This window comes from Desulfosarcina sp. BuS5 (assembly GCF_028752835.1).
Taxonomy (GTDB): Bacteria; Desulfobacterota; Desulfobacteria; order Desulfobacterales; family BuS5; genus BuS5.
The window spans coordinates 2,994,150-3,019,317 of record NZ_CP087952.1 but is presented as its reverse complement, the minus strand read 5'-3'; the positions used below and the strand labels follow the sequence as shown (position 1 = coordinate 3,019,317).

The 25,168-nt window shown below is 41.6% G+C and carries 27 protein-coding genes; 11 read left to right on the top strand and 16 right to left on the bottom strand.

Annotation, left to right across the window (positions count from 1 at the left end; genetic code table 11):
* Positions 1 to 52: 52 nt before the first annotated feature.
* The 4 genes from BuS5_RS14810 to BuS5_RS14795 all read left to right on the top strand — a co-directional run bounded on the left by BuS5_RS14810 (position 53) and on the right by BuS5_RS14795 (position 3,803).
* Positions 53 to 535, top strand: coding sequence for a hypothetical protein (locus BuS5_RS14810; protein ID WP_027352919.1), 483 nt, complete (start codon positions 53 to 55; stop codon positions 533 to 535).
* A 17-nt stretch (positions 536 to 552) separates the two neighbouring features.
* Complete coding sequence (locus BuS5_RS14805; protein WP_157487305.1) at positions 553 to 894, top strand: hypothetical protein; 342 nt, start codon at positions 553 to 555, stop codon at positions 892 to 894.
* A 378-nt stretch (positions 895 to 1,272) separates the two neighbouring features.
* Positions 1,273 to 1,785, top strand: a complete 513-nt coding sequence (locus BuS5_RS14800) for a chemotaxis protein CheW (protein ID WP_027352917.1) — start codon at positions 1,273 to 1,275, stop codon at positions 1,783 to 1,785.
* A gap of 35 nt (positions 1,786 to 1,820) precedes the next feature.
* Positions 1,821 to 3,803 carry a methyl-accepting chemotaxis protein gene (locus BuS5_RS14795; protein ID WP_051374555.1) on the top strand — a complete coding sequence of 661 codons (1,983 nt, stop codon included), beginning with the start codon at positions 1,821 to 1,823 and terminating at the stop codon, positions 3,801 to 3,803.
* A 197-nt stretch (positions 3,804 to 4,000) separates the two neighbouring features.
* Here the strand turns inward: BuS5_RS14795 and BuS5_RS14790 are convergent, their stop codons facing one another.
* The 5 genes from BuS5_RS14790 to BuS5_RS14770 all read right to left on the bottom strand — a co-directional run bounded on the left by BuS5_RS14790 (position 4,001) and on the right by BuS5_RS14770 (position 7,458).
* Positions 4,001 to 4,189, bottom strand: a complete 189-nt coding sequence (locus BuS5_RS14790) for a type II toxin-antitoxin system HicA family toxin (RefSeq protein ID WP_027352916.1) — start codon at positions 4,187 to 4,189, stop codon at positions 4,001 to 4,003.
* Positions 4,170 to 4,406, bottom strand: coding sequence for a type II toxin-antitoxin system HicB family antitoxin (locus BuS5_RS14785; RefSeq protein WP_157487304.1), 237 nt, complete (start codon positions 4,404 to 4,406; stop codon positions 4,170 to 4,172). Before BuS5_RS14785 ends, BuS5_RS14790 begins: the two co-directional genes overlap by 20 nt.
* Positions 4,407 to 4,695: 289 nt before the next feature.
* Positions 4,696 to 5,454, bottom strand: a complete 759-nt coding sequence (locus BuS5_RS14780; RefSeq protein ID WP_051374554.1) for an OmpA family protein — start codon at positions 5,452 to 5,454, stop codon at positions 4,696 to 4,698.
* Positions 5,444 to 6,229, bottom strand: a complete 786-nt coding sequence (locus tag BuS5_RS14775) for a MotA/TolQ/ExbB proton channel family protein (RefSeq protein WP_027352914.1) — start codon at positions 6,227 to 6,229, stop codon at positions 5,444 to 5,446. Before BuS5_RS14775 ends, BuS5_RS14780 begins: the two co-directional genes overlap by 11 nt.
* Before the next feature lie 53 nt (positions 6,230 to 6,282).
* A complete protein-coding gene (locus BuS5_RS14770) occupies positions 6,283 to 7,458 on the bottom strand; it encodes a response regulator (RefSeq protein ID WP_027352913.1) in 1,176 nt (391 codons plus the stop codon).
* 311 nt (positions 7,459 to 7,769) lie between these two features.
* Between BuS5_RS14770 and BuS5_RS14765 the strand changes: the two genes are divergently transcribed.
* On the top strand, positions 7,770 to 8,996 hold the full coding sequence (locus BuS5_RS14765) for an ATP-binding protein (protein WP_027352912.1): 1,227 nt from the start codon (positions 7,770 to 7,772) through the stop codon (positions 8,994 to 8,996).
* A gap of 76 nt (positions 8,997 to 9,072) precedes the next feature.
* Positions 9,073 to 10,449 carry a sigma-54-dependent transcriptional regulator gene (locus tag BuS5_RS14760; RefSeq protein WP_027352911.1) on the top strand — a complete coding sequence of 459 codons (1,377 nt, stop codon included), beginning with the start codon at positions 9,073 to 9,075 and terminating at the stop codon, positions 10,447 to 10,449.
* Between the two features lie 30 nt (positions 10,450 to 10,479).
* Here BuS5_RS14760 and BuS5_RS14755 read toward each other — a convergent pair whose 3' ends face one another.
* Together BuS5_RS14755 and BuS5_RS14750 are read right to left on the bottom strand one after the other, a co-directional pair.
* The gene (locus tag BuS5_RS14755; RefSeq protein ID WP_051374553.1) at positions 10,480 to 10,896 is read right to left on the bottom strand and encodes a Zn-ribbon domain-containing OB-fold protein; all 417 of its coding nucleotides are present in this window, start codon (positions 10,894 to 10,896) and stop codon (positions 10,480 to 10,482) included.
* Between the two features lie 3 nt (positions 10,897 to 10,899).
* A complete protein-coding gene (locus tag BuS5_RS14750) occupies positions 10,900 to 12,162 on the bottom strand; it encodes a thiolase C-terminal domain-containing protein (protein ID WP_027352910.1) in 1,263 nt (420 codons plus the stop codon).
* A 269-nt stretch (positions 12,163 to 12,431) separates the two neighbouring features.
* Between BuS5_RS14750 and BuS5_RS14745 the strand changes: the two genes are divergently transcribed.
* A complete protein-coding gene (locus tag BuS5_RS14745; RefSeq protein WP_157487303.1) occupies positions 12,432 to 13,352 on the top strand; it encodes a diguanylate cyclase in 921 nt (306 codons plus the stop codon).
* A 58-nt stretch (positions 13,353 to 13,410) separates the two neighbouring features.
* The gene (locus BuS5_RS14740) at positions 13,411 to 15,447 is read left to right on the top strand and encodes an ATP-binding response regulator (protein ID WP_051374552.1); all 2,037 of its coding nucleotides are present in this window, start codon (positions 13,411 to 13,413) and stop codon (positions 15,445 to 15,447) included.
* Positions 15,448 to 15,531: 84 nt separating this feature from the next.
* On the opposite strand, the gene BuS5_RS14735 is transcribed toward BuS5_RS14740, so the two are convergent.
* From BuS5_RS14735 to BuS5_RS14715, 5 genes are read right to left on the bottom strand one after another with little or no spacing between them, the layout of a single operon-like run.
* Complete coding sequence (locus BuS5_RS14735) at positions 15,532 to 16,071, bottom strand: epoxyqueuosine reductase QueH (protein WP_027352908.1); 540 nt, start codon at positions 16,069 to 16,071, stop codon at positions 15,532 to 15,534.
* Entirely contained in the window at positions 16,068 to 16,751 is a 684-nt protein-coding gene (locus BuS5_RS14730; protein ID WP_035264282.1) for a YggS family pyridoxal phosphate-dependent enzyme, read from the bottom strand. The genes BuS5_RS14735 and BuS5_RS14730 overlap by 4 nt, the downstream gene beginning before the upstream one ends.
* A 35-nt stretch (positions 16,752 to 16,786) precedes the next feature.
* Complete coding sequence (locus BuS5_RS14725; protein ID WP_027352906.1) at positions 16,787 to 17,005, bottom strand: type II toxin-antitoxin system HicA family toxin; 219 nt, start codon at positions 17,003 to 17,005, stop codon at positions 16,787 to 16,789.
* Entirely contained in the window at positions 16,998 to 17,219 is a 222-nt protein-coding gene (locus tag BuS5_RS14720; RefSeq protein WP_027352905.1) for a type II toxin-antitoxin system HicB family antitoxin, read from the bottom strand. Before BuS5_RS14720 ends, BuS5_RS14725 begins: the two co-directional genes overlap by 8 nt.
* 2 nt (positions 17,220 to 17,221) lie before the next feature.
* Positions 17,222 to 17,878, bottom strand: a complete 657-nt coding sequence (locus BuS5_RS14715; protein WP_274427771.1) for a Maf family protein — start codon at positions 17,876 to 17,878, stop codon at positions 17,222 to 17,224.
* Positions 17,879 to 17,983: 105 nt separating this feature from the next.
* Between BuS5_RS14715 and BuS5_RS14710 the strand changes: the two genes are divergently transcribed.
* The 3 genes from BuS5_RS14710 (at position 17,984) to BuS5_RS14700 (ending at position 19,316) form a co-directional block, all read left to right on the top strand.
* Positions 17,984 to 18,217 (top strand): type II toxin-antitoxin system Phd/YefM family antitoxin, encoded by a 234-nt coding sequence (locus tag BuS5_RS14710; RefSeq protein ID WP_027352904.1) that lies wholly within the window; start codon positions 17,984 to 17,986, stop codon positions 18,215 to 18,217.
* A gap of 113 nt (positions 18,218 to 18,330) precedes the next feature.
* Positions 18,331 to 18,657, top strand: coding sequence for a type II toxin-antitoxin system VapC family toxin (locus BuS5_RS14705; protein WP_232223001.1), 327 nt, complete (start codon positions 18,331 to 18,333; stop codon positions 18,655 to 18,657).
* Positions 18,654 to 19,316 carry a hypothetical protein gene (locus tag BuS5_RS14700; protein ID WP_027352903.1) on the top strand — a complete coding sequence of 221 codons (663 nt, stop codon included), beginning with the start codon at positions 18,654 to 18,656 and terminating at the stop codon, positions 19,314 to 19,316. Before BuS5_RS14705 ends, BuS5_RS14700 begins: the two co-directional genes overlap by 4 nt.
* Before the next feature lie 148 nt (positions 19,317 to 19,464).
* Here BuS5_RS14700 and BuS5_RS14695 read toward each other — a convergent pair whose 3' ends face one another.
* The 4 genes from BuS5_RS14695 to BuS5_RS14680 all read right to left on the bottom strand — a co-directional run bounded on the left by BuS5_RS14695 (position 19,465) and on the right by BuS5_RS14680 (position 25,100).
* Complete coding sequence (locus BuS5_RS14695; protein WP_027352902.1) at positions 19,465 to 19,824, bottom strand: hypothetical protein; 360 nt, start codon at positions 19,822 to 19,824, stop codon at positions 19,465 to 19,467.
* Positions 19,825 to 20,013: 189 nt separating this feature from the next.
* The gene (locus tag BuS5_RS14690) at positions 20,014 to 21,675 is read right to left on the bottom strand and encodes an N-acetylmuramoyl-L-alanine amidase (RefSeq protein ID WP_051374551.1); all 1,662 of its coding nucleotides are present in this window, start codon (positions 21,673 to 21,675) and stop codon (positions 20,014 to 20,016) included.
* Positions 21,676 to 21,735: 60 nt separating this feature from the next.
* The gene (mutS, locus tag BuS5_RS14685) at positions 21,736 to 24,381 is read right to left on the bottom strand and encodes a DNA mismatch repair protein MutS (RefSeq protein ID WP_027352901.1); all 2,646 of its coding nucleotides are present in this window, start codon (positions 24,379 to 24,381) and stop codon (positions 21,736 to 21,738) included.
* Positions 24,378 to 25,100 carry a UPF0280 family protein gene (locus BuS5_RS14680; protein WP_027352900.1) on the bottom strand — a complete coding sequence of 241 codons (723 nt, stop codon included), beginning with the start codon at positions 25,098 to 25,100 and terminating at the stop codon, positions 24,378 to 24,380. The genes mutS and BuS5_RS14680 overlap by 4 nt, the downstream gene beginning before the upstream one ends.
* Positions 25,101 to 25,168: the final 68 nt, after the last annotated feature.

Below are 25,168 nucleotides of genomic sequence, written 5' to 3'. Positions count from 1 at the left end.
CTTCGCTTTAGGAGCGGCCTTCGGTCTTGAGGGGCGCTTCGCTTGAGGGTTTATGAAGGTTATATTCTTTTTTACGGGGTTTTTTGTTTTGGCGGTTTTGGGTAATGCTTTCTGCATGAGCGCTGGTGATATGATCAGGTTGAAGAAAAATGGTATCAGCGATGAGACCGTTCAAGTAATCATAAAAGAGAAGGCGCTGGAGACATGCCTTTTTAGTGTCGATGAGATTGTAGAGCTGAGAAATGCCGGTATAAGTGATGAGACTGTTCGAATGCTGGTTTCAGAAGGCTCCTTTATCAGGAACACGGAGCCGGTGATATATGGGAAGGATATAAGATCAATAAAATTTACTACCGCAGGTGATATTATTGATCTTAAAAAAGCCGGAGTAAGCGAAGAGACACTCCGCGCGATTATTATATACGGATCGCGTAATGGAAGTAAAGATGAGCGTGAGAAAGCATGGGATATGCTAAAGAGCATGGGAATCATTGTCGATCTGCGGAATGAAGGAAAACGAAATTTAACCCCCTGATTAATATGAGGAAATCGATGATGGAAATGATTGTAACAGATAATTTTATGGAACAAAAATCCGCGGCAGGCTTTTTTGCCGGCAGGTTTTACAGCGTTGAGGTTGACCTGGATGGGATAGAGTATCCCTATCAGTTCAAGCTGTGGAATGGCTATCCAGGAGTAAAATTTGTTCTTGTAAAAGAGAATTCAGAGATTGTCGGGAGACTCCATGCCGGTGATGTATTTAATATGAAGTATCACAGCATAGACTCCAATTCACCTTCCGAGTTTATTGATACTGAAATTACAGATATTACAAGAAAAGATGAGGGCAGGTTCAAGGGCCATTATTTGGTGGAGTTGTCGCTCCTGAATTAACCGGTTTTTTTTATACATTATCCGGCATCCTTCATTTGTGCCAGGTTACCCAGCCGCATTTTCTCAACCCTTCTTATCTTTTTTTTCTAAAGTTTCGAATCAGCAGGCCGATATAGTTTTTGAAAGGTTTTTAGGGAACTGGAAGGAAATAATCTACGCATATCGTGCAGATTTTTTTGTTCGTCTTCAAGGCGTGGTAACAGTTGCATAGTGAACTATACAACTGTTACCGCAACGTAGAAGACGGACAAAAGGGCAAGCAGGATGCGTAGATTATTTCCTGTAAGTTCCCTTATTACGGCCAACATTTTTAAATACCCCAAAAATTCAAATGTAAAGGAGTTGAGTGTGGAAGAATCAAAGATGGAGGAGCCAAAAATGGATGAAACGACAGAAGTAATTGATCAGGCAGTGCAGGTCATGTCTGACAGGGAGGGTAAATATCTTACCTTCACACTATCGGCTGAAGAGTACGGAGTCGGTATTTTAAAGATTAAAGAGATAATCGGAATGCTGCCCATTACTAGTGTTCCCCAGACTCCTGGGTTTGTAAAAGGAGTTATTAATCTAAGAGGCAAGGTAATCCCGGTGGTGGATCTCAGGCTGCGGTTCGGCATGGAGGCAATGGAGTATACTGAACGTACCTGTATCATAGTAGTTGAAATAGAAGGCACGGTCAATACCATACTTATGGGAGTTGTGGTCGATTCTGTTTCTGAAGTTTTGAATATTAAAAATGAAGAGATCGAGGACCCTCCCTCCTTTGGAACAAAACTCAACATTGATTATATCCTCGGTATGGCCAAGATGGAAGGCGGAGTCAAGATTTTGCTCGATATAAACAAGGTCCTTGGGGAAGAAGAGATAGCTGCGCTTGAAATGGCGGCATAAAAAATATACTAAAAATATACTACAGGAGAAAAGTCATGTTTAAAAATCTTACAGTAGGAAAAAAACTCGCCGCCGGATTCGGAATTGTCCTTATAATACTCGCAATGATTTGGCTGACTAGTTTTTTCGGTGCAACCAGCATAGTGAAAAATGCCGTCAGTATGATAAATGGAGGAAACATCGTAAACGGGATGTTCGAGAAAGAGGTGAATCAGCTTAAGTGGCTGGCGAAGCTTACGGCGTATATGAATGATCCGGATGCAAAAGAATTGAAGATCCAGACAAATGATCATAAATGCGGGCTTGGCAAATGGCTTTTTGGTGAGGAACGTAAACGTGCTGAAGAGTTGGTGCCGGACATAGCTCCGCTGCTTAAAGCAATGGAAGAGCCGCATCGACTGCTTCATCATTCTGCTGTTGATATAGCAAAGACGATGAAGAAACTTGATACAAGCAGATGGTTGACTTTTTTTTATCGAGTTGAAAGGGCACACCGTGTTTGGGCTGATACTGTCACCGCTGAAATTTTTAATCTGGATGGCAGCTCTGAAGACAGGAAAAAGCTTTCCGTTGAGTCTGACTATCGAAAGTGCGACCTTGGCAAATGGCTTTATGAAGGCGAGGCGGATGCCTTTGTGAAAGATTATCCTGCTTTTGCATCCCTGGTTGAGAAGGTAAAAGAGCCTCACAGGCTTATTCATGAGGCGGTCGGGAAGATTAATGTTTGCCTGGCGAATGATGATTATGACGGTCCGGTTGCGATAGTAAAAAATGAGATTAAGCCGAACTTTCAAAAAACAGCCGGAGTTTTAAAAGAGATGCGCGATCTCACCAGGAATTTTGCCAGGGGTCATAAAGAGGCTGCTGAAATTTTAATAACGGTTATAGATAGAAATGTCGAAAAGGTTCAGAAGCTGATGCACCAGGTTTCAGAGACCGTGGAAAAGAATATGGTAACCCAGGAGGCTTTGCTGCAGGGGGCAGGAAGGGTAAAGACTTTAGTGACAATAATAGGCATTATTGGGCTGATAGCCGGCCTGGTCATTGCTTTTTTTATTGCCAAAGGCCTGCTCTCTTCCATTGGCATGATCGCGAATAACATGAATGAAGGGGCCGGGCAGGTCGCCTCCTCAGCCAGGCAGGTTTCCGCTTCCAGCCAGTCTTTTGCGGAAGGAGCATCCGAGCAGGCCGCTTCAATCGAGGAAACCTCATCCTCCCTGGAAGAGATCTCTTCCATGACCAGGCAGAATGCGGATAATGCCGGTCAGGCTGATAATCTTATGAAAGAAGCTGGTCAGGCCGTGGCGCAGGCAAATGATTCCATGACAAAACTTACCAGCTCTATGAAGGAAATTTCAAGCGCTAATGAAGAGACCCAGAAGATAATCAAGACCATCGATGAAATCGCCTTTCAGACCAACCTGCTGGCCCTTAACGCGGCTGTGGAAGCCGCCCGTGCCGGAGAAGCCGGAGCAGGATTTGCGGTGGTTGCCGAGGAGGTGAGGAATCTGGCGTTAAGATCTGCGGAAGCCGCAAAGAATACGGCGGAGATGATAGAAGGAACTGTTGCCAAAACCCAGGAAGGATCAGGCTTGGCTGAGGAAACCAGCGAAGCCTTTGTCCGGGTTGTGGAAGCATCATCCAAGGTAGGCGAACTTGTCGGTGAAATATCGGCCGCATCAAATGAACAGTCCCAGGGGCTGGAGCAGATAAATACTGCTGTTACCGAAATGGACAAGGTAACCCAGCAGAACGCCGCCACTGCGGAGGAGTCCGCATCCACTTCTGAAGAGATGAGCGCCCAAGCCGAGCAGATGAAAGTTATGGTTGGAGAACTGCTTGCCATGGTCGGTGAAAATTCAACACCCTCAAAGAGGAGAGATGCAGCGCTGAAAAGAAATTCTGTTGCTGTAAAAAAATCTGCAGCAAAAGCAGCGCCAGTGCCTGTAAAAGAACTAAAAAGACCTGAACCTGAAGAGGTAATACCTTTTGACAAAGATGATTTCAGCGATTTTTAAAGGACACAGATACACGCAGATGAGTTTAAACTGCACTATTCCGATTTTTTTTTGAATACTGCGGCTTGATTGGCATTATAATTGCTTATTATTAAGTAAAAGGAATGAAGTTTTAATTCTCCTTTCCTTCATTCCAAACCTCCGACCCTGTCAGGATGCCCTCTCCTGACAGGGTTTTCTTTTGGAGTGAAGAAAAATCAAAACCTGGGCTTTAACCCAGCCTGCTTACAAAGCTCATTTGCTGTTATTCTGTCAAACTGTCTGTGTCTTTTTACAGGAATAGCTTTGGAACCATTATAGTAAATAGAATGGTTGCTTCCTTCTCTTGGCAAATAATACTTATTTTTTTCAAAATAGCTAATAAGATCACGCCGTTTGATTGACATATTCAACCTCAACCGGCACCTGCTCAATTAAAGCATTTCCAATCGGAATTTTTTTCCCAAGATCATTATAAGCAAGAACCATTTCACAAAGTACGTCTTTAAGCATAGTGCGACATTCTTCGAGATTTTTACCTTCGGTTATGACTTCCGGCCAATCGATCAGTTGTCCCATATAACCGGCATCAATTTTTGTATATTTGGCGGTATAATTAACCATAATTGCCTCCCCCCCCCCCATTGTTTTAATTGCTTTAGGCGCTATTTTAACTATAAAAATTTATGGTGTCAAATCAGATTTGATAAAGGTTGATTCGCAGATTGCAAAGCAATCTTTGCGATTTGTAAATTATATGTGGTGGGAAATGGTAGTATGCTAACCCGGTTCAGGGGATCGGGTTAATATGCAAAAAGTTCTTGCAAATAATTCACTGCCTTGATTTGAGTATTTTTTAAAATTATACAAAGATAAGGCATGCCTTGTCTCTACCGAAGGATGCCGATTTTTGTTAAATTTGGGATTTCTTCAGTTTAAGGGTTATTTCAACCCGCCGGTTTCTTTTCCTGCCTTCAGGAATGTCATTGCTCTCCCGTGGGCGGTACTCTCCGAAACCCATTGTTGAAATACGTTCAGGTTGGACATGTGCCTGGTTGAGGAGGATTTCGGCGACCGAGGCCGCGCGGGCCATGGAAAGGGCGAGATTGGATTTATAAGGTCCGCTTTTGATAGGGACATTATCGGTATGTCCTGCAATTATTATATCGCCTTCTGTTTTTTTAAGAACAGATGCGATTTTTTGCAGCATTTTCACTATTTCCGGCCGGACATAAGCCTTGCCGGAATTAAAGGTGCTTTCTCCCATCATTCTGATGGTTACGCTGTTTTCTCCTGTCTCTACTTTTATAAGATCTTTTATATCCTGGATATCGGTATGATAACCTTTTTTCAGCTCTTCGCCTATTTCTTCTTTCAACTGTGTGGCAATAACCTCCTCTCTTTGAAAAGGGGAAAGGATCGTCTGGTCAAAATCCCTGGCGATTATTTTCATACCCATAGGATTGTCCATCACCCTCTCTTTGCGCTGAATGCCAAATGCCTTTGCCATGGAACCTGCAACTTCTTTATAAACAGCTTTGTCTGTTTCTGAAAATGATAGCAGGAGCACAAAAAAACAGAGCAGCAGGCTCATAAGATCGCCGAATGTTACAACCCAGTCGGGCGCGCCTTCTTCAACAGGTTTTTCCGGTACATTAGGATCACTGCCCACTGGAATCACCATCCTTATCAGTTAAAGTTTGTTCACGTTTTTTGGGAGAAAGGAATATCCTTAAAGATTCTTCCAGCACCATAGGGGCTATGCCGCGTGTAATCGCCACGGCGCCTTCAACAATAATGTTTTTATAGACCTGTTCTTCATCGCATCTGAATTTTAATTTTTCAGCTATGGGGATACAAACAAGGTTTGCGATAACTGCTCCATAAAGAGTTGTAAGAAGAGCAACCGCCATTGAGGGGCCGATGCTGGAAGGATCCGACATATTTGACAGCATCTGAACGAGCCCTATCAGGGTTCCAATCATGCCAAAGGCCGGCGCTGTTGCTCCGATGCCCTTAAAAAAATTCTGTCCCAGGGTATGACGCTGCACAGTCAAGCGGATATCCTTGTTAAGCATGTCTGATATTAAGCCTTCATCATATCCGTCGGAAAGGTATGCAAGGGCCTTGGCTGCGAAATTATCCTCCGGTTTTTCTTTTTCCAGGGCTATTAATCCTTCTTTTTTTGCTATTCTGGTATAGGAGACCATATCTGAAATTATTTTATCGGGCGAATCAACTTTTATTAAAAAAGCTTTCATGGCAACTTTAATCGAACCAATAACTTCAGCCATTGTGAATTTCATAAAAGCAGTTGCAATACTTCCCCCCACAACGATCAGCAGTCCCGGCACATTAATAAAAATACCGGCGCTGCCGCCCAGAATGATTGCTGAAAGGACTAAACCAGCTCCTCCCAGGAGACCTATAACTGTTGCAATATCCATATAAATCCTTAATAAATTTTATACGCTGCTTATATCATCCTCAAGCGAAGCACTCATACAGGCCGCAGGCCGCTCTTGAGAATAAAAACATTCTGTTCAAAATGCTTCAAAGCACGATATGTCTGGAGTTTTTCAATGTTATAAAGAGTAAGTTCCGTATTTGCCGGCATTATGATGGCCCCGGTTTTCATGCGCACATCCCGGGTAAGCACCATCCCTTTTTTTAAATCATCCAGGCTGATTTCCAGGTAATCCTTTCTGTTTTCCTCCTGAATATTCTCCATATTGATTTCAAGAAGATAATTTACTATCTCCGGATCAAGCTGATAACTGCTCAGCCTGTGAAGCATGCCGGGAATATCTCCAAGACTGATAGCTCCCCTGTTTACAATATTATCATATATGGATGCGGCAGATACAATCTGAGCATGAAGAGGAAGTTCATCTCCCTGGAGACCATCAGGAAAACCTTTCCCATTATACTGTTCGTGATGGGCTCTTACAATCTTTGCCGCAGGATGCAGGAATTCAATTTCTTGCAGAATGAGCTCTCCCCGCTCCGGATGTGAAAGGTACTGATTTTTTTCTTCGCCTTTTAATTCGGTTCTTTTGCTTGAAAAAATTTTATTTGGAAGACCAATCATACCTATATCGTGGAGCAGGGCGGCGGCCTCAATTACCCGATATTCCTCCATCGGTATTTTAGTATATTTTGTTGCAAGTATTAAAGAAAGTCCTGCGACTCTTCGACAGTGTCCGCCCAGATCTTTGCTAAACACCTCAATAAGGCTTGTAAATGTTCGCAAGGTTTGGTAGTAATTTTTTTCAAGCTCCTCATCTTTACAGATAGCTTCTTTTTCAAAATTTACGATTCGGGAGCCTATATCTATGCGTGACCGTAGTTCATCGTAGCAGACAGGCTTGACAAGATAATCATCTGCGCCTGCTTCTGTAGCCTGAATAATTGCCTCATGATTATTCCCGTGGCTTATAATGATGAAGTAAATATATTGATTAAAATCTTTTGAGCGAATCATTCTGCCAAAGTCGAGGCTGTCCATTTCCGGCATCTCTAAGTCGCATATGATAATGTCTATTGTTGTGGATTCAAGCATTGAGCATGCTTGCAACCAATTATCGCTTGAAGATACATTGTGCCCCCAGTTTTTTATATTGAGCTTATGCTGACGCAGAGTTGCCGGGTTGTCATCGATAACCAGTATATTCATTTTTATTCAAAGGGGTTTGGAATTTTTTTAAAACAGATTTGGTTGTTTTATTTTTAACGAGGTAATGCATATTTTGAGCCAATATATATTTAAGGAGTGATCAAAAGCCCTTGATTTTGATATTTCCATTAAAAAAATAATGTTCATTATGAATGATTTTATATGAAATTAGCTCAACCAAAGATCAAAATTGCGAATTAATTTAAAAAAAATTATATATTCCGAGCAGGAATATTGACGGTTTGTCAAAAATATGGCAGGTGTTATAAAAATGTGTTTTAGCTGTTAAGTGATGGCTGATTAAATAACTTATGGAAACAAACATAGATTTGAACCGTGAGATTGCCGCACGTAAATGCGCGGAAGAGGCGCTTCTTAAAAGTCAAGAAGAACTCCGAGAGGCAAGTAAAATGGAGTCTCTTGGGACTCTGGTGGCGGGGATGGCGCATGAGATTAATAATCCGATTAATCTTATTATATTTAACATGCCCCTCTTTGAGAAAATATGGATAGATTTTCTGCCTGTTTTGAAGGAGGTTGCAGATAAAGAACCTTACCGTAAATATGGTGGTTTGCAATATGCTTTTCTCAAGGATCATTTAATTCAGCTTATTTCCGATGTTAACATGGCGGCCAAGAGGGTAGCCAACATTGTCAATGATCTGAAGAAATTTGCCAGACAGTCCTATATTTTCGATAAAAAGCCTATCCAGATTAATACTGCCGTTATTAATGCCATAAAATTTGCCCAAACTAGTATAAACGATTTTCGTATTGATATAGAACAGAACCTATCCCCTGCTCTTCCTTTAATAGAAGGAGATTCGGGGCATATTGAACAGGTCGTCCTGAATATACTTTTAAACGCAGTACAGGCTATAAGCTATAAGAATATACCCGGCCTTATCAAGATTTCAACCGGGGTTCAGCACAAGGACGGACGGGTTTATATCAAGATATCTGATAACGGTATAGGCGTATCTCCATCCATTTCCAATAAAATTTTTGATCCTTTTGTCACAGACAAGCAAATGAAAGGAGGCACCGGCCTCGGACTTTCTATATCCCACAGTTTTGTGAAGGCCCATGGCGGTGAGATAACCTTTCAGAGCGAGCAGGGAGAAGGAACTATTTTTACAATCTGCTTGCCGACAAAAATAAAAGAAAAAGCCGCCAGAATTCTCATTGTAGATGACGATGAAATGATTCGGAATATGTTAAGAGATGCCCTTACCAATCAACGTTCTTATTTCGTGGATGATGCTCATAATGGCCTGGAAGCCTGTATAAAACTTGGAACATACCGGCCTGATCTGCTTATACTCGATATTTTTATGCCGGAAATGGACGGGCTTGGAGTTTGCCGTGCCATAAAAAAGGATCCTGCGCTTGCTGATCTCAAGGTAATGATTACAACAGGAAACCGGGATCATCCTAAACTCGATCAGGTCTTTAGATTAGGCTTTGCCAATATTCATTGCAAACCTTTTAAAATACAAAAATTCCTTCAAGAGGTGGATTATCTGGTTAATTCCTGAACCGGATAAACATGAAAAATTATAATATAACGCATTGAAATTATTTATCTAAACACCTATAGATAGGCCGTAATATATGGAGTCAATACCTGATAATAACCCGCAACTACTGGTTGTCGATGACGACCCAGGCCTTCTTTTAAGCATCAAAGCCTCCATTGTCAGTCTGGGGATGCCTGAACCGGCGCTTCTCTCCGATTCCAGGCTTGTTATTGATCTGCTGGGTAAGCACCGTTTCCCTGTTGTGCTGCTCGATTTGATGATGCCGCATCTTTCCGGGATGGATCTTCTACAGCAAATAAAAAAAGAGTTTCCGGAAACTGCGTGCGTAATAGTTACCGCCGTAGATGATGTTGCTTCCACTGTCGAGGCCATGAGAAAGGGGGCTTATGATTATCTTGTCAAGCCGCTTAACACAGAACAGCTTGCAATAGTAATTAATCGTGCCATGGAAAGATACAATCTAAGATTCGGTTTGTCACTCTATGAGAGAAAACAGCTCTTTTCGGATCTGGATAATCCAAAGGCATTTAAAGAGATTATTGCTGAAGATGAGGCTATGGCCCTTGTCTTCCGCCAGGTAGAGGCTGTTGCCGCCACGGATTACAGCGTTGTGATTACAGGTGAATCCGGAACAGGCAAGGAGATGGTGGCGCGTGTAATTCATAAATTGAGCAATCGTAAGCAGGCCCCTTTTCTGGCCGTCAATATGGCGGCCTTTAGTAAAGCACTTTTTGAAGATGAATTCTTCGGCCATGCTAAAGGCGCTTATACAGATGCTATGGTTGAAAAAAAAGGATTTTTTGAACAGGCTGACTGCGGAACACTTTTTCTGGATGAAATTGCCGAACTCGATCTCTCTCTCCAGGGAAAACTCCTCAGGGTAATTGAGGAACAGGAGTTATACCGTTTGGGAAGCACTGAAGTAAGAAATGTGGATGTACGTATATTATCAGCCACCAACAGGGATATAGATAAAGAAATCAAAAAGGGTAATTTTCGTGCAGATCTCTTCTACCGACTTAACATGTACAATATAAAAATTCCTCATTTAAAGGATAGAAAAAACGATATTATTCCTTTAGCTCAACACTTTCTCAAGATTTATGCGGAAAAAAATAATAAGAAGATCGATTCAATTGCCAAAGATTTGGCGGAAGCTCTGATTGAATACCAGTTTCCAGGAAATGTAAGGGAACTCGAAAACATTATAGCGGGAGCGGTGCTGCTTGAAAAAAGTGATTCATTGACTCTATCTTCAGCCGGAAGCCTGGCATCTGATATGAAACCTTTTAAACGGGTTAATGATAAAGTGCTTACTCTTGCCGAACTGGAAAAAGAACATATAGGGCATATATTGAATATTACCGGCGGCAACCGTACAAAGGCTGCCAGGCTTCTTGGAATAAATACTACAACAGTATACAGGAAGATAGAGAAATACGGGTTGTAGGGGCGGATTCCATATCCGCCCTATCATTCCCTAAACCGGTTCAAATGCCAGATATGTAAGCTTTTCTCCTTTTTTTTTCCTGTGAAGGTACTTGACCGCAAGGGGCATTCCCACTTTAATGGTTTCCGGCCTGGCCGGGTCAATCCCCTCAATCCGGGCGTCGACTTTAGTCCCCTCGTCCAGCTCGACCACGCCGACACAATAAGGATGTTTTCTGTCAAATCCTTCTTCGATCATAAAAGGAGGCCCGATTGAAATACATGTAAAGGCAGCCAGTTTACCGGTGCCTTTCATTTCTACCCACTCCATATCCGTGCCGTAGCAGTCGATGCAGATTGGCCTCGGGGGAGTAAATAGAGAACCGCATTTTTTACATTTTGATCCCATAAGTTTTTTTTTATTAAGATATTTGTTATATTCTATATCGCTGAAGATTTTTTTTTCCATTATCTATCTCCTTTCCAGGATAGTGAATGTGCAGGTGCCTCCGGTGCCTCCCAGGTTATGAGCCGCTCCGATCCGTAGATTTTTTTTCTTGACCTGTCTTTCTCCAGCCTCATTTCTTAATTGCTTCCAAACTTCGACGAGTTGAGATGTACCTGTAGCGCCAACCGGATGCCCCTTGCTCTTCAGGCCGCCGGAAGTGTTGATCGGTATGGGGCCGTCCAATCTTGTCAGGCCATCCCTTACGGCTTTGTAGCCTTCCCCTTTTTTGAAGAAGCCGAGGTCTTCAGTATGAATAATTTCTGCGATGGAGAAACAGTCGTGCACTTCGGAAAATTGAATATCTTCAGGTTTAAGCCCGGACATGCCGTAAGCCTCTTTTGCGGCATTTTGGGTAGCTTCGAATGATGTCAGCGACTTCGCGGAATGAAAACCCCTTCCACTTCCCTGGCCGATACCGATTACTTTAAGTGGCTTGTCTGTAAAGTTTCCTGCAATCTCTTCGGCGGCAAGGATCATACAACTTGCGCCGTCGCTTATAGGGCAGCAGTCATAAAGGTGCATCGGCCAAGCAACTGGAGGATTTGCAGAAAGATCGGACAGGAACTCTATCTCATCCTTCCATTGAGGCGCGGGCCTTCCTTTTGCTTTGGCGCGTTCAATTTTTGCATTCATCATATCCCGGATTGTAAATGGTATCTGGGCCTTGGGATTAAAAGGCGCATTGTTGTGGCTTTTAATAGTTACATTCATAAGATCTCTATGGGAGGCGCCATATTTTGCAAAATAGGCTGTTGCTATAACGCCGAAAACACCAGGGAAAGTAAAACCGACCCTCCCTTCATATGGAACTGTCGCCAGGGCCAGACCTTCGGCAACCTCTTCAGTAGAAACTTTTGACATATCTTCAACTCCGCCTACCAGCACAATATCATAGAACCCTGAAGCTATTGCAAAAACGCCTTCTCTGAATGCAAGCGCGCTTGACGCGCATGCTCCTTCGGTTCGGGTGGCAGGTTTCGGAGATAGGCCGATCAGATCCGATATCATCGGCGCCCAGTGTGCTTGATGCACGAAAAAATCATTGGAGAAATTTCCAAGATACAACGCTTCTATTTCATTGGGATCGAAACCTTTGTCCACCGATGCAATTGTTTCATTAAAGGCTTCGGTAAAAAGATCTTTTGAGTCTTTGTTTTTGTACATGCCGAATTTTGTCATTCCGGCCCCTATTACGGCCACACCCCGGCCGAGTTTTCTTTTTTTCATGTTTTACCTCATTTTTAAATAAATTAGCCATTGCGAGTTTTTATCATCATGAAATTTTTAACAATAAAACGGGAATGAATCAATCCAATTATTGTATTTTTTAGGTGATTTAAAGGCGGCATATAAATTGCAGTAAGCTTTTTAAAGTTTTTTAAAGTTTTTAAAGTTTTTTTTCTAAAATGCCGATAGATAAAATAATGCCAGTGTTTACTGATTTATACTTTAAACAAGCCGCAGCGAAATTTTATCGATAGATAGCAGAGGTAATTTTGTATCAAAATTTTTCTATTCTTATAGCCGAAGATAATCCTGTTTCCGGAAAAATGCTCGAAAAGATTCTTGTTCAGGAAGGCCATAAAGTAATAATTGCTGAAAACGGCCGCGTTGCCATGGAAAAATTCAATAATAAATTTTGCCCGATCATTATTACAGACTGGATGATGCCTGAAATGAACGGCCAGGAACTATGCAGGGCAATTAGAGCGGTGGATCGTCAGAGTTATGTTTATATTATTCTTGTTACCGCCAACAATGAGAAACAAAAGGTTGTGACTGGTCTTGAGGCCGGGGCCGATGATTATATAAGCAAGCCGTATAATCCTGCTGAACTAATCGCGCGGCTGAACACAGGTATACGCTTTCTGAGGCTGGAGGAATCTTTAAAAAAGGCCAATGAAGAGATAAGGAAATTGTCCATAAAAGATTCACTGACCGGAAGCTATAACCGCGCATTCATTTCCCAACACCTTCCTAAAGAATTAAAGAGAGCCATCAGATATAATAAACCTCTGTCTCTTATTTTTTGTGATATTGATCATTTTAAAAGAATCAATGATACTTTCGGCCACAACGTCGGCGATCAGGTTCTTAAAGAATTGGTCCGTATAATTTCGAATGCGATCCGGATGAATATGGATTGGATCGGGAGATATGGAGGTGAAGAGTTTATAGTCGTACTTCCTGAAACAGATATTCACGGGGCTTACTTTATTGCAGAGAGGCTCCGCAAAAAAGTAGAAGCTATGGTGGTTAAAACGATGGAAGAGACTATATCCATTACAGCTTCTTTCGGGGTTTCTGAATTTAACCACGAAACAGGTTATGAAGTGTGTGGATATGAAGAGTTGATCAACGTGGCGGATCAATACATGTATCAGGCCAAGAACGAAGGCAGAAACATGGTCAAATGACCGGGTTTATAAATTATATTTCGTCCTCGTTCCTTAAGAATGAAGATTGGTGGTATGGATGATGATGGAAGCAAGTTCAAAAACAGTATGCAGTGAAAAAGAAATGAAAAAAATTTTGGTTGTGGATAATCATCCAGTAATGTTGCAGTTTATGACAAAACTGCTTGAAGGTATGGGGCATGATGTTATCACTGCCGAAGACGGACTTGCTGCGCTCGATGTTTTAGAGTCTTGTCTGCCGGACATAATTTTTATTGATCTTATAATGCCTAGAATCGGCGGGAAAAAGTTATGTCGCATTATTCGCAATATGCCTGAGATGAAATCTGTGTTTATCGTAATTCTTTCAGCGGTTGCGGCTGAGGATGATCTTGATTTTATCAGTCTTGGAGCAAATGCCTGTATTGCCAAAGGTCCTGTGCAGATAATGAGGAATCATATAAGCGATTTGTTAAATTCGCCGGATTTTGGGGCGTCCAGGGGTTTATTAAATAAGACTTTAGGGTATGAAAATATGACTATGCGCCAAATTTCAAAAGAACTGCTCCAGTCCGGAAGACATTATAAGAGAATTCTGCGGTACCTGTCAGAGGGGGTTATAGAGCTATCAGTAGATGAAAGGATTATTTTTGTTAATCCGGTTGCAATTTCGTTAGCATGTATTCCGGAAGAGAAGCTGCTGAGTTTAAATTTTATAGAACTGTTTCAAAAAGAACACCAGGATAAAATAATAGGAATCCTCAGAGAGAGCAAATCCGATAGAAAGAGCAAATCCGATTTGCATGAAGACCCGGACTATTTTATAGTCCCGTTAAACGGCAATCAGGTTGAGATAAATATCCTCCCTGTAGAGGATTATGAAAATAATACAACAATAGTCATCCTGAACGACGTAACCGAGCATAAAAAAATAGAAGAACAACTGAGGTATTCCCAGAAAATGGAAGCTGTGGGAACCCTTTCAGGTGGCATTGCCCATGATTTTAATAACCTTCTCATGGGAATACAGGGGAATGTTTCCCTTGCGCTTCTGAATTTAAACCCGGAAGACAGCAACTACCTGAAACTTAAAAATATTGAAGAATACATCAGTAACGGCGCCAAGCTGACCCGGCAGCTTCTGGAATATTCAAGGGGCGGAAAATATGAGGTCAAGACGACAAATCTCAACAGACTCATAAAAAAGCAGGTTGATCTGTTCAGCCCTACCAGGAAGGAAATTACGGTTATTGGAAATTATGATCCGGAGCTTTGGCCGGTAGAGGTCGATCAGGGACAGATAGAGCAGGTAGTGCTGAATCTTTATATAAATTCCTCACATGCCATGCCGGGATGCGGAAAACTCTATATAAAGACAGGAAATGTCGTAGTGAAAGATAATCATAACTTTCCTTTTAAGGTCGATCCCGGAAGATATGCCTGTGTGACGGTTAAAGATACCGGAGTGGGAATGGATGCTGAGACCCTGGAGAGGATCTTTGATCCTTTTTTTACCACTAGAGAGGTCGGCAGTGGATCCGGCCTCGGGCTTGCCTCTGCTTATGGAATAGTTAAAAATCACAACGGCTTTATCGATGTTAAGAGTGCTCCTGGTGAAGGCTCTGCGTTTCAGATATACCTGCCTGTATCGAAGAACAAGGTTAAAGAAGAAAGTGTGGTTTCCGAAGATATTGTCAAGGCTGACGAAACTGTTCTTCTTGTTGATGACGAAAATATGATTATCGAAGTAGGCCGGGAGATCCTGGAATATTTGGGATATTCGGTTATAACTGCCGGCAGCGGGAGAGAGGTTATTGAGATAATGAATCACTCACATAGTGAGGATAGTGAGGACAGCAATGAGAATGAGGTGGCAGCCGGCAGCGTCAAGCCCGACCTGGTTATCCTCGATATGGTGATGCCGGATATGAATGGCGGCGCTGTATTCGATGCGCTCAGGAATATATCCCCTGGAATAAAAGTAATCCTCTCCAGCGGATACAGTGCAAACGGCAAGGTTGATAAAATTATGAACCGGGGATGCAACGGATTTATTCAGAAGCCATTTGGTTTGAAACAGCTTTCTCAAAAAATAAGGGAAGTTCTCGATGATTAATATAGACTTTCAGATAATTAATTTCACAAGGATAGAGGGAGGAAGGCGTATTGTAATACTCCGACGACTGATAATGCAGTGAAATTATTTATGTGAAAGTCTATAAAACCTTTCTTTTTCACTGTATATACATCCGCAGTACTGCTGCCTGTATAATCCGAGACACTTCGATTCTTCGATTCCTTCTTTCCATCCCTTACGGAAATCAAGATATAAGAATGGAACTCCGAGTGATTTTCCTATCGATTGCCCGATTGATTGTATCATCTTGTGTTTTTGAAATTTACTATAGAGCAAGGTTGAAGAGAAATAATCAAACTTGCCTCGTTTCGCAATCAGCGCCGCAGATCTCAGGCGGTCATGGTAACAGTAAGAACATCTGTCTGCTTCCCGGAAGACCACATTTCTGATGAATTCTTCAAGATTATACTCTTTTTGATAGATTACCCGCAGATTAATCGAGTCTGCATAATCTGCAAGAGTCTCCCTCCTTTTGACACATTCGGAATAAGGATGGATGTTATGGTTATAGAAAAAACCGAAAACCTCCAGGCCCTCCCTCCTGAGGATTTTAACCGGATATATTGAACAGGGCGCGCAGCATATATGAAGCAGTATCTTCAAACTCTTTTCCCGAAAATTGCAGTTCCAATCCTTACAAGGGTTGCCCCTTCTTCTATTGCAGCTTCAAAATCTCCGGTCATCCCCATGGAAAGTTCTTCCATGAAAATACCGGGTATATCCTCCTTTTTTATCGCTTCCCGCAGTTTTCGTAAGGATGCAAAAAAGGGGCGCGCCTTTTCAGGATTACTGAAATAAGGAGGCATGGTCATAAGACCTTTGACGGATATATTCTTTAAGCGGCTTATCTCCTTCAGTAGATCCATTATTTTTTCCGGTTCGACTCCGGATTTGGATAATTCACCGCTGATATTTACCTGTATCAGAATATTCTGAATTTTATTGATTTTTTCAGCCCGCTTATTTATTTCCAGCGCAAGTTTAATTGAATCCACAGTATGGATAAAATCAAACATCCTGACGGCATATTTGGATTTGTTCGATTGAAGGTGGCCTATAAAATGCCACGATACATTACAGGATGACAGGTGATCTGTTTTTTCACGAGCCTCCTGGATAAAATTTTCTCCAAGAATATCAGCTCCGGCTTCAATAGCCTCTCTGATTTTATTTTCAGGTATTCTTTTGCTGACCGCTACAAGGCGGATATCCGCCGGATCGCGACCGCATGAGACTGCCGCGTCTGTTATTTTTTTTTTAATGCTGTTCAATCTTGTTTTCAAAATATTTTCTCGCTTTATCACAGGGTTCGGTTTTTTTATTCAAAATTTGCTCGATTAATACCAGATTGACGGATTATAGACTTCAATGTTCCCATACGAATTTCCTTATGATCTGGAACTACTACGGTGATTGTACTCCCGATGATTTGCTTCTGCATTACAACATGACTTCCTTTTCTTCTAACTTTCTGAAATCCGTGTTTCCGGAGTATCCGACAAACTTCCTTACCCGGTAGAACATTAAGTTTACCCAACTGCTATCTCCACGTGAGTGACATAGACCTCATCGTGTAAGCGAGATTTAATTTCTTCCGGTGAGGCCATTTCAAAAAATAATTCCAATGCTTCTTTTAGATTCATCCTTGCCTTTCCAACAGTTTCGCCTTGGCTTGCAACATCAACTTCCGGACAAAGAGCAACATACCCATCCCCTTCCTTTTCAATAATGGCAGTTAGTTTTCTGAACATTTTTATACCTCATTTAGACTGTTATACAAACAATTATAGCGAGCCTGCTGAGCCTTTAGTGCTTCAATAACATCGTACACAGGCAGGCCGACAACATTTGTGTAGGAACCTTTGATAAGTTTAACAAAGCGGGAGGCGAGCCCCTGAATTGCATATGCGCCGGCTTTGTCAAAAGGTTCTTGTGTGCCGATATACCAATCTATTTCGTTTTTGGTCAGGTTTTTGAAAATAACCTCTGTTGTTACGCTATCTGTAAAACTATACCCGTTTTTTTTACAGCATATGGAATATCCGGTAATGACATGATGGAAACGGCCGCTTAACTGCGTTAACATGCGAAAAGCATCCCGGCCGGATTTCGGTTTTCCGAGAATATTATCCCCGGCCTTAACAATGGTATCGGCTCCAATGACCCATTGTTCAGGATATTTTTCTGATACATCGGATGCTTTACTTTCTGCAAGAAATTTTACGTATTTTTCAGGTGATGAGACAGATATCGAGCTCTCATCAAAAGAACTCGGAATTACAGTAAAAGTCAGGCCGGCCTTTATTAAAAGTTCCCTGCGGCGGGGAGATTTTGATGCAAGAATTAATGATGATTCTTTTTCGGAATTTTGCATAATCTTTTTAATATCAGATGATACGTTTATGAACAAGAATAATACCCGGGTTGAGAGATTTTTTCCAAAAATATAACATTATATCTTGACAATCTGTCTTTTTGGATGCACATTTTGATGTACAGTTGAGGAGATCATTCTATGAAAACAGTTACATTCACAGATTTCAGAAAAAAAGTATCTATTTTTATAACCGAGGTGGAACATGGGGAAACCCTTGTACTTTTACGACGTGGGAAGCCTGTTGCAGAGGTAGTTCCATTCTTCGACCGGTCCGGACGGGCACCATCCTGGAAAAAATCTGGTATTCATTTGCAAATAGATGGGAGCGAGCTGTCATCAGCTATTTTAGAAGAGCGTGAGTCTGAAATATGAAACTTCTGGTTGATTCTTCCGCCTTTGCCAAAAGATATGTGCTTGAACATGGCAGCGATATTGTCGATCAACTTCTGAAGAATGCTTCATAGTTGGCTCTCTGCGTTATTTTGGTGCCTGAAATCATTTCCGGGCTGAACCGAAGATTGCGGGAACAAATTTTGTCGCCACATTATTATCGAAAAGCGAAAAAACAATTAATGGATGATGTTCATGATGCAACAGTGCTTCAGGTAACTCCATCTGTAATTTCTTGTTCAGTAAAACTCCTTGAGACAAATCTCCTGCGCGCAATGGATTCCCTGCATGTTGCCTGCGCATTAGAATGGCAGGCAGAACTTTTTGTCACTGCCGATAGGAGACAGTTAATGGCTGCAAAGAATGCCGGCTTGATTACTGAATACATAGGCCGATATAAAGGCGGATGGAGTAGCAAATGACAAGTTTCTGGATAATCGGCGGCGGTAAATTCGGTATAAAATCGGCTGAAGCTGCAGTAAAAAAATATCCCGGCGCGGATATAACAATTATTGATAAAAATATCGAGGTATGCCGCCGGGTTTCAAACCTTTCATTCAATACTGTATGCATGGAAGGAATAAAGTATATGGCCGACCATTTAAAGCGAGATGGTTTTCCCGACTGGATCATTCCTGTAATCCCGGTTCATGTGGCTTATGAATGGATCCGGATTCAACTTTCCGGAGAATATTCTGTTATGCCTGTGGACATCCCCGAAGAACTGGCGGCGACTCTTCCTAATCCTTTAAGAGGAAAGGGCGGCGCTTTATATATCAGTTTTGCGGATTTTATATGCCCGGATAATTGTCCGGAACCGGCGAAAATATGCACTTATACCGGCAAACCACGTCTGGGAATACTGCATGAAAAGCTGGCGTCTATCAGTTATAATAATTTTTGTTCAGTTGTGGTTCAAAGCCGGCAATTATCTCCGGGAGTCGGTGGTTATATGCCTGAAGATCTTTATGAAGCTCTGGAAAAAATAAAACATGCTGATACACCCTGCCTGTTGAGCACGGCCTGCCGCTGTCATGGGGTTATGCATGCATTCACCATCAAGAGGGGAATGTCTATATAGATTTTAAAGTCTATGGATTGTCAGATAATAAATTTCACAAGGCCAGAGGGAGGAAGGCGTATTGTAATACTCCAACGACCGATAACGCAGTGAAATAATTTATGTGACAATCTATATAAACATTTCTTACCTGGAATAGCGCCGTTCCTCATACTCGTGAAAGAAAATTTTGCAATACAAATATTTTTCTTCTGCGAAAAAATACAGGACTTTCTGCTATTGATATTGCTTTTAAATTATCATATCCGGAAACAAACCAGGGTTCTTTGCAAGATGGAACTTTCCATATCCAATTCGGCGTTTCAATTCCCATTTCATCACATAAATACTCTGTTGTTGAAGCTAATAGTGAATCGACATTTTCATTACTTAATGAGAAAGGCTTCTTTATTAGACTATGATCACGTGTACGACGTAAATCATCGACAAATTCCATAAATGGAATTCGCCAGTTTTCCCCACTTTTCAATATAGCTATCTTAGCTTCCTGAATTGTCCTGTATTTCATCGAATACTTCCTCTAAAAAAAATTGAGTCGCCGGTTTGATAATTCGACGTGGATAATATTTATCTATTATTTTAAAATTTCATTTTTTAGCATATTTTACCTCAGTAAATGCCGGTTAGAAATTTGGGCATCCTTCAAATTTGGTTTAGGAAATGCACACCAACCCGGGGCAACGCCCCTGGGTTCTTTTCACGACAAGTTCGGATTTTTTCTAAGAAACGCGGTGGGATTTGTTTCGTGTATATATTTTTTGATTCCGTCGACTATGGCATCGCATAGATTCTCCTGATATTTTGCACTTTTTAATCTTTTGCACTCCCTCGGGCTGCTGATAAAAGATGTTTCAATTAAAATCGCAGGCATCTGTGCGCCCAGAAGCACGTAAAAGGGCGCTTGTTTCACCCCTTTATTTTTGATTTTGCTGTATTTTCTTTTCATATTTTTATAAATCGTTTTCTGTACATAGGTTGCAAGCCGGCTCGATTCATTAATCTTGGCGTTTTGCATGAGATCGCTTAATATTGTTTCCAGGTCGCTTATATTTTTTACGGAAGTTGCATTTTCACGCGCTGCTACTAAAATTGCATCTTCATCTGTCGCCAGATTAAGAAAATAAGTCTCTATCCCGTATGCCTTCCTGTCTCTTGCGGCATTGGCATGAATGGAGATAAAAAGATCTGCATTCCTGGTGTTTGCAATGGCTGTACGCTCTTCAAGTGTCAAATACCTGTCATCTTTCCGTGTCATAATTACTTCACAGTGCAGTTTGGCCCTTATCTTTTTACCCAGTTTTTTTGCAATCTGAAGAGCAATATTTTTTTCATGGACTCCCTTCAGATAACCAGGCGCTCCGTAATCACGGCCACCATGGCCGGGATCGATTACTATGCGTCTGACACCAAGTGCCAGTTGTTTTGCCAGGGTGCCGGGAGAAACCCCGGTATTTTTTTTCACAAGCACGGGAAATGGTTTTGGATAGGTTTTGTTGATATCCCGGCCCCATACATCGATAACGATCCTGAAAGGATTTTTAAGGCTGAAAATTTTGTAAGTTTTAAAAGACTTGATATCTATAGCAACCCTGACGGAATCGTGGCTATGCTGCGCCGCCCTGGCATTTTTTAATAGATTGTCATTAATAGGTATGGTTTGAGCAATACCTTGTTTCAACCTGCTGTTATCCAAATCCAGGTAAAGACGTTGAGGTTTTTTAATGGAAGGATCTTTTTTAAGGAGCCGGTGAATATAAGCTGTCTCCTTGTCGGCATCAACAACGATACGTGTATAGCTGCGGTTTGACCAGAACCGGAGACCGGTTATAGTTGCCCTTGAAAAATTTGATGAAAGACCGGATTTTTTTTTAACTCTTATTTTTTTTTTAACTTTGACTGTTGAAGAATACGGCTTTTTTTTTTTGTGTGTTTTCTTTACTGATGATTTTTTTTTAGCGCTCTTGCCTGTAAGGGTGATTATGGCGGATCGGGCCCTGGTTCTGTACCTGCTCTTTGGAAAACGTTTAATGATACGTTTAAAAATATCGATTGCTTCTTTTTTGTCGGATTTTTTGTACGAATATTTGTAGAGTTTGGCGTAGAGGCGCCCGCTCATATATAGTCCGGCAGGAGCCCATGGGCCTGAAGGATTATGTCTGTAAACAGCGTTAAATTTGTTTATGCATGCCAGCCAGTTTTCCCTGTATTTCATTTTTTTAGGACTGTGTCTGAGTTTTTTGTAAGAGGCCTCGGCTTTATAATATTTGTCTCTTGCCGTTAAAGCTGATGAGAGACTCGGTATGATAAATGATAAAATACAAAAACAGAGAAATGAATGTAGAATTTTTTTATTGCGCATAGCTTGTTTTGCCCCGTTCTATTTAGTGCCTGAACATTAGGGCACTATTAAAACATCCGGTTAAGCAGCCGGTATTTTTTTGGCCTTGTCCTGCAGTTCGTTTAATAAATTCAACGCTTCCAGGGGAGTTGTGCCTGATATATCAAGGTTCTGCAGTTTTTTGATTATTTTTCTCTCTCTTTCTTGGTCTTCTCTTTTTTTGAAAAGGCTTAGCTGCCTGCGTATTTTTGGCTTGACCGGGCTGATCTTCTGCGAATCAGGGCTGCTGTTGCCGTTTTCAATATCGAAAAGTATCTCTTTGGCGCGTTGAATAACTTTTTCCGGTATTCCGGCCAGACGTGCAACTTGGATACCATAACTTCGGTTGGTTCCGCCTTCAACCAGTTTTCTCAGAAAAATTATTTCATCATTCCATTCTTTTACAGCTATGTTGTAATTTTTTATTTTAGCTTTTGTATGTTCAAGGTCTGTTAATTCATGGTAATGGGTTGCAAACAGGGTTTTAACGCCTTTATCTTTTATCTCGTGCAAGAATTCTGCCACAGCCCTGGCAATACTCAGACCATCAAAAGTGCTTGTTCCCCTTCCAATCTCATCCATAATTATAAGACTGTGGGATGTCGCATTATTGAGAATATTGGCGGTCTCCTGCATCTCGACCATAAATGTACTCTGGCCTGCGGACAGATTATCCAGTGCCCCGATCCTGGTAAAGATTTTATCTGTTATGCATATGGAGGCTTTTCCGGCAGGAACAAATGATCCCATTTGCGCCATAAGAACAATAATAGCGGTCTGTCGAAGAATTGTTGATTTCCCTGCCATGTTCGGTCCGGTTATTATCAGTACCTGACTGTCATTATTATTTATGCTTATACTGTTTGGCACAAAACGTTCACCTGTAATCATTTTTTCGACCACAGGATGCCGGCCTTCTTCAATAATGATATCCCCGGTTGTATTTATTTCCGGCCTTGTATATTCATTCTCTTCAGCAATTAAGGCAAGGGTTAAAATAGTATCTAGTTTAGCTATGAATTGGGCCCCCGCATGAATTTTATTATTATATTTTATGATCTCTTTTCTGATTTCAGTAAATATTTTATATTCAAGAGAGGCTCTTTTTTCCTGGGCCCCCATAACCTTAAATTCAAATTTTTTCAGCTCATCTGTAATATATCTTTCCGCATTGACCAGGGTCTGTTTCCTTACATAATGAGCCGGAACAGATTCAGAACGGGATTTGGGCACTTCCAGGAAATATCCGAATACCTTATTATATTTTACTTTAAGAGAATTTATCCCGGTTGCGGCTTTTTCTTTGACTTCGAGCTGCGCAAGCCACCCCTTTCCGTCACGGCTTATGGATATAAGTTCATCCAGTTCAGCATTGAAACCTGATTTTATTATACCGCCTTCATTGATAACCGGAGGGGCATCTTCCCGGATCGATTTTTCGAGCAGGTCGGTCAGCTCATCAAACTGAAAATTTTGATCAGGTTGAAACGCATCGGAATTAAATTCGGAAAGATAAGATCCGATTTCAGGGAGACTTGTTAGTGAGCGCTTCAGGGCTGTCAGGTCTCTGGCATTGGCCCGGCCCATAGCTATCTTACTGCCGAGACGTTCCAGATCATAAACCGATTTAAAGCATTCTCTTATTTGGCGGGCAATATTTTTTTTTGCAATTGCTTCTTCAATTGCATCATGTCTTAACCGAATTCGATCTATATCGAGCAGCGGACACCTTATCCAGTTTTTGAACATTCTTGCGCCCATGGCGGTATTGGTACGGTCGAGTATCCCCAGAAGCGCCCCTTTTTTTGTTCCTGTTCTAAGATTTTTAAGTAGTTCAAGGTTTTGACAGGTCAGATCATCAATTAAAAGAAAATTATCCAGCCGGTATGTTTTTATTCCGGAAAGATGGACGGTTTTCTGTTTCTGGGTTTCGCAGACATAATGGATTATAGCTCCGGCGGCGGAGACGCCTGCTTTTAAGTTTGCACACCCGAAGCCCTCCAGGGAGATGGTTTTGAACTGGGCATTCAGCCGGTCACGGCAATTTCGGTATTCAAAAGCGTTTTTGTCTAAAAATGTAATTGCTTTTTTATGTAAAGCATCCGTTATGGATGAGAAAAAAGTCTCTTTTTGTAAATATTCCGGCAGGATGGCTTCACTTGGAGCCACGCGCCGTATTTCCTCTATAATGGCTGGAAAATTATCAGTTTCAGAAATCCGAAAAGTTCCGGTGGAAATGTCAAGATAAGAAATACCAGTGTTATTGCCGATTTGGGAAATAGAGAGAATATAATTGTTTGTTTTTTCGTCCAGCAGTTCATCTTCCATGATCATGCCTGGTGTTACCACCCTTACGACATCTCTCTTGACCAGTCTTTTTGAAGATTCGTTTTTCAGATCCGCCGGATTTTCTATTTGATCACATATGGCAACTTTATATCCATTATTTATCAAGCGTGCTAGATAGGCCTGGGCAGCCTTGTAAGGCACTCCACACATGGGAACAGGGGATTCGGCATTTTTGTTTCTTGAAGTGAGTGTAATCTCAAGGATCCGGGAGGCTTTTTCCGCATCCTCAAAGAACATTTCATAAAAATCGCCCATTCTATAAAAAAGAATGGCATCCGCATATTTTTCCTTAATGGAAAGATACTGCTGCATCATCGGTGTTGCTTCAGGGTAATTCATATCCTTACAATTTCCAGGTCGCCCCAGATGCCTATTTTATCATTCACAATAATAATAAGTCCCTGGACACCTTTAATGGTTTTGCCGAACTCGATTCCTTTTTCTATATCATTTATGGAACCTATCCGGTTGCCTATTGAAGTGGCGGCGGCATCTGCAAGAGAACATGAATCTGAAAAAACGGATACTGCATCCGCCTGACCGAAACTTAGGGAATGGCCGATAGTGCCGGAAGATGTACAGACCGATACCGGTTTACCTGTTTTTTTGATATGTAGTCCTATGCGCATACTTAAAGGCGAAGCTCCGGCAAATATACCGACTGTGACCGGCTTGTTGGTTTTTATAAAAATATCGCCTCCGTTTTCAACTATAATCTCTTCGGAGCAGGACAAAAGATCAAGACCGACATTTTTCGCAATGGCTCCGGCAACAGCCGCCATGGGGCCGACTCCGGCATTTGCCCCGGCATTTGCCATATCTCTTATAATAGCAGGGGAGGGCTCGTTTATTTGCAAGGGGTACAGGGAGTTAAGGAATTCAGGGTGTTGTTTGATAAAAACTTCAATATACCCTCTGTGCCTCAATATCGATTTTTTTGCAACATCTTCAAGTTGTGACAACGCATGTATTGACAGGTCGGTTTCATTCACATTTGCCTTGAACGAGATCAGCCTGTCAGTCTGAACAAGGTTTCTGTATGTGCGATTTCGGTACATTTTATATGAAAGTTCTCTAACAAATGTTTGGCATCCTTCAGGTTTAGTTTACATTTACTTTGTATAAA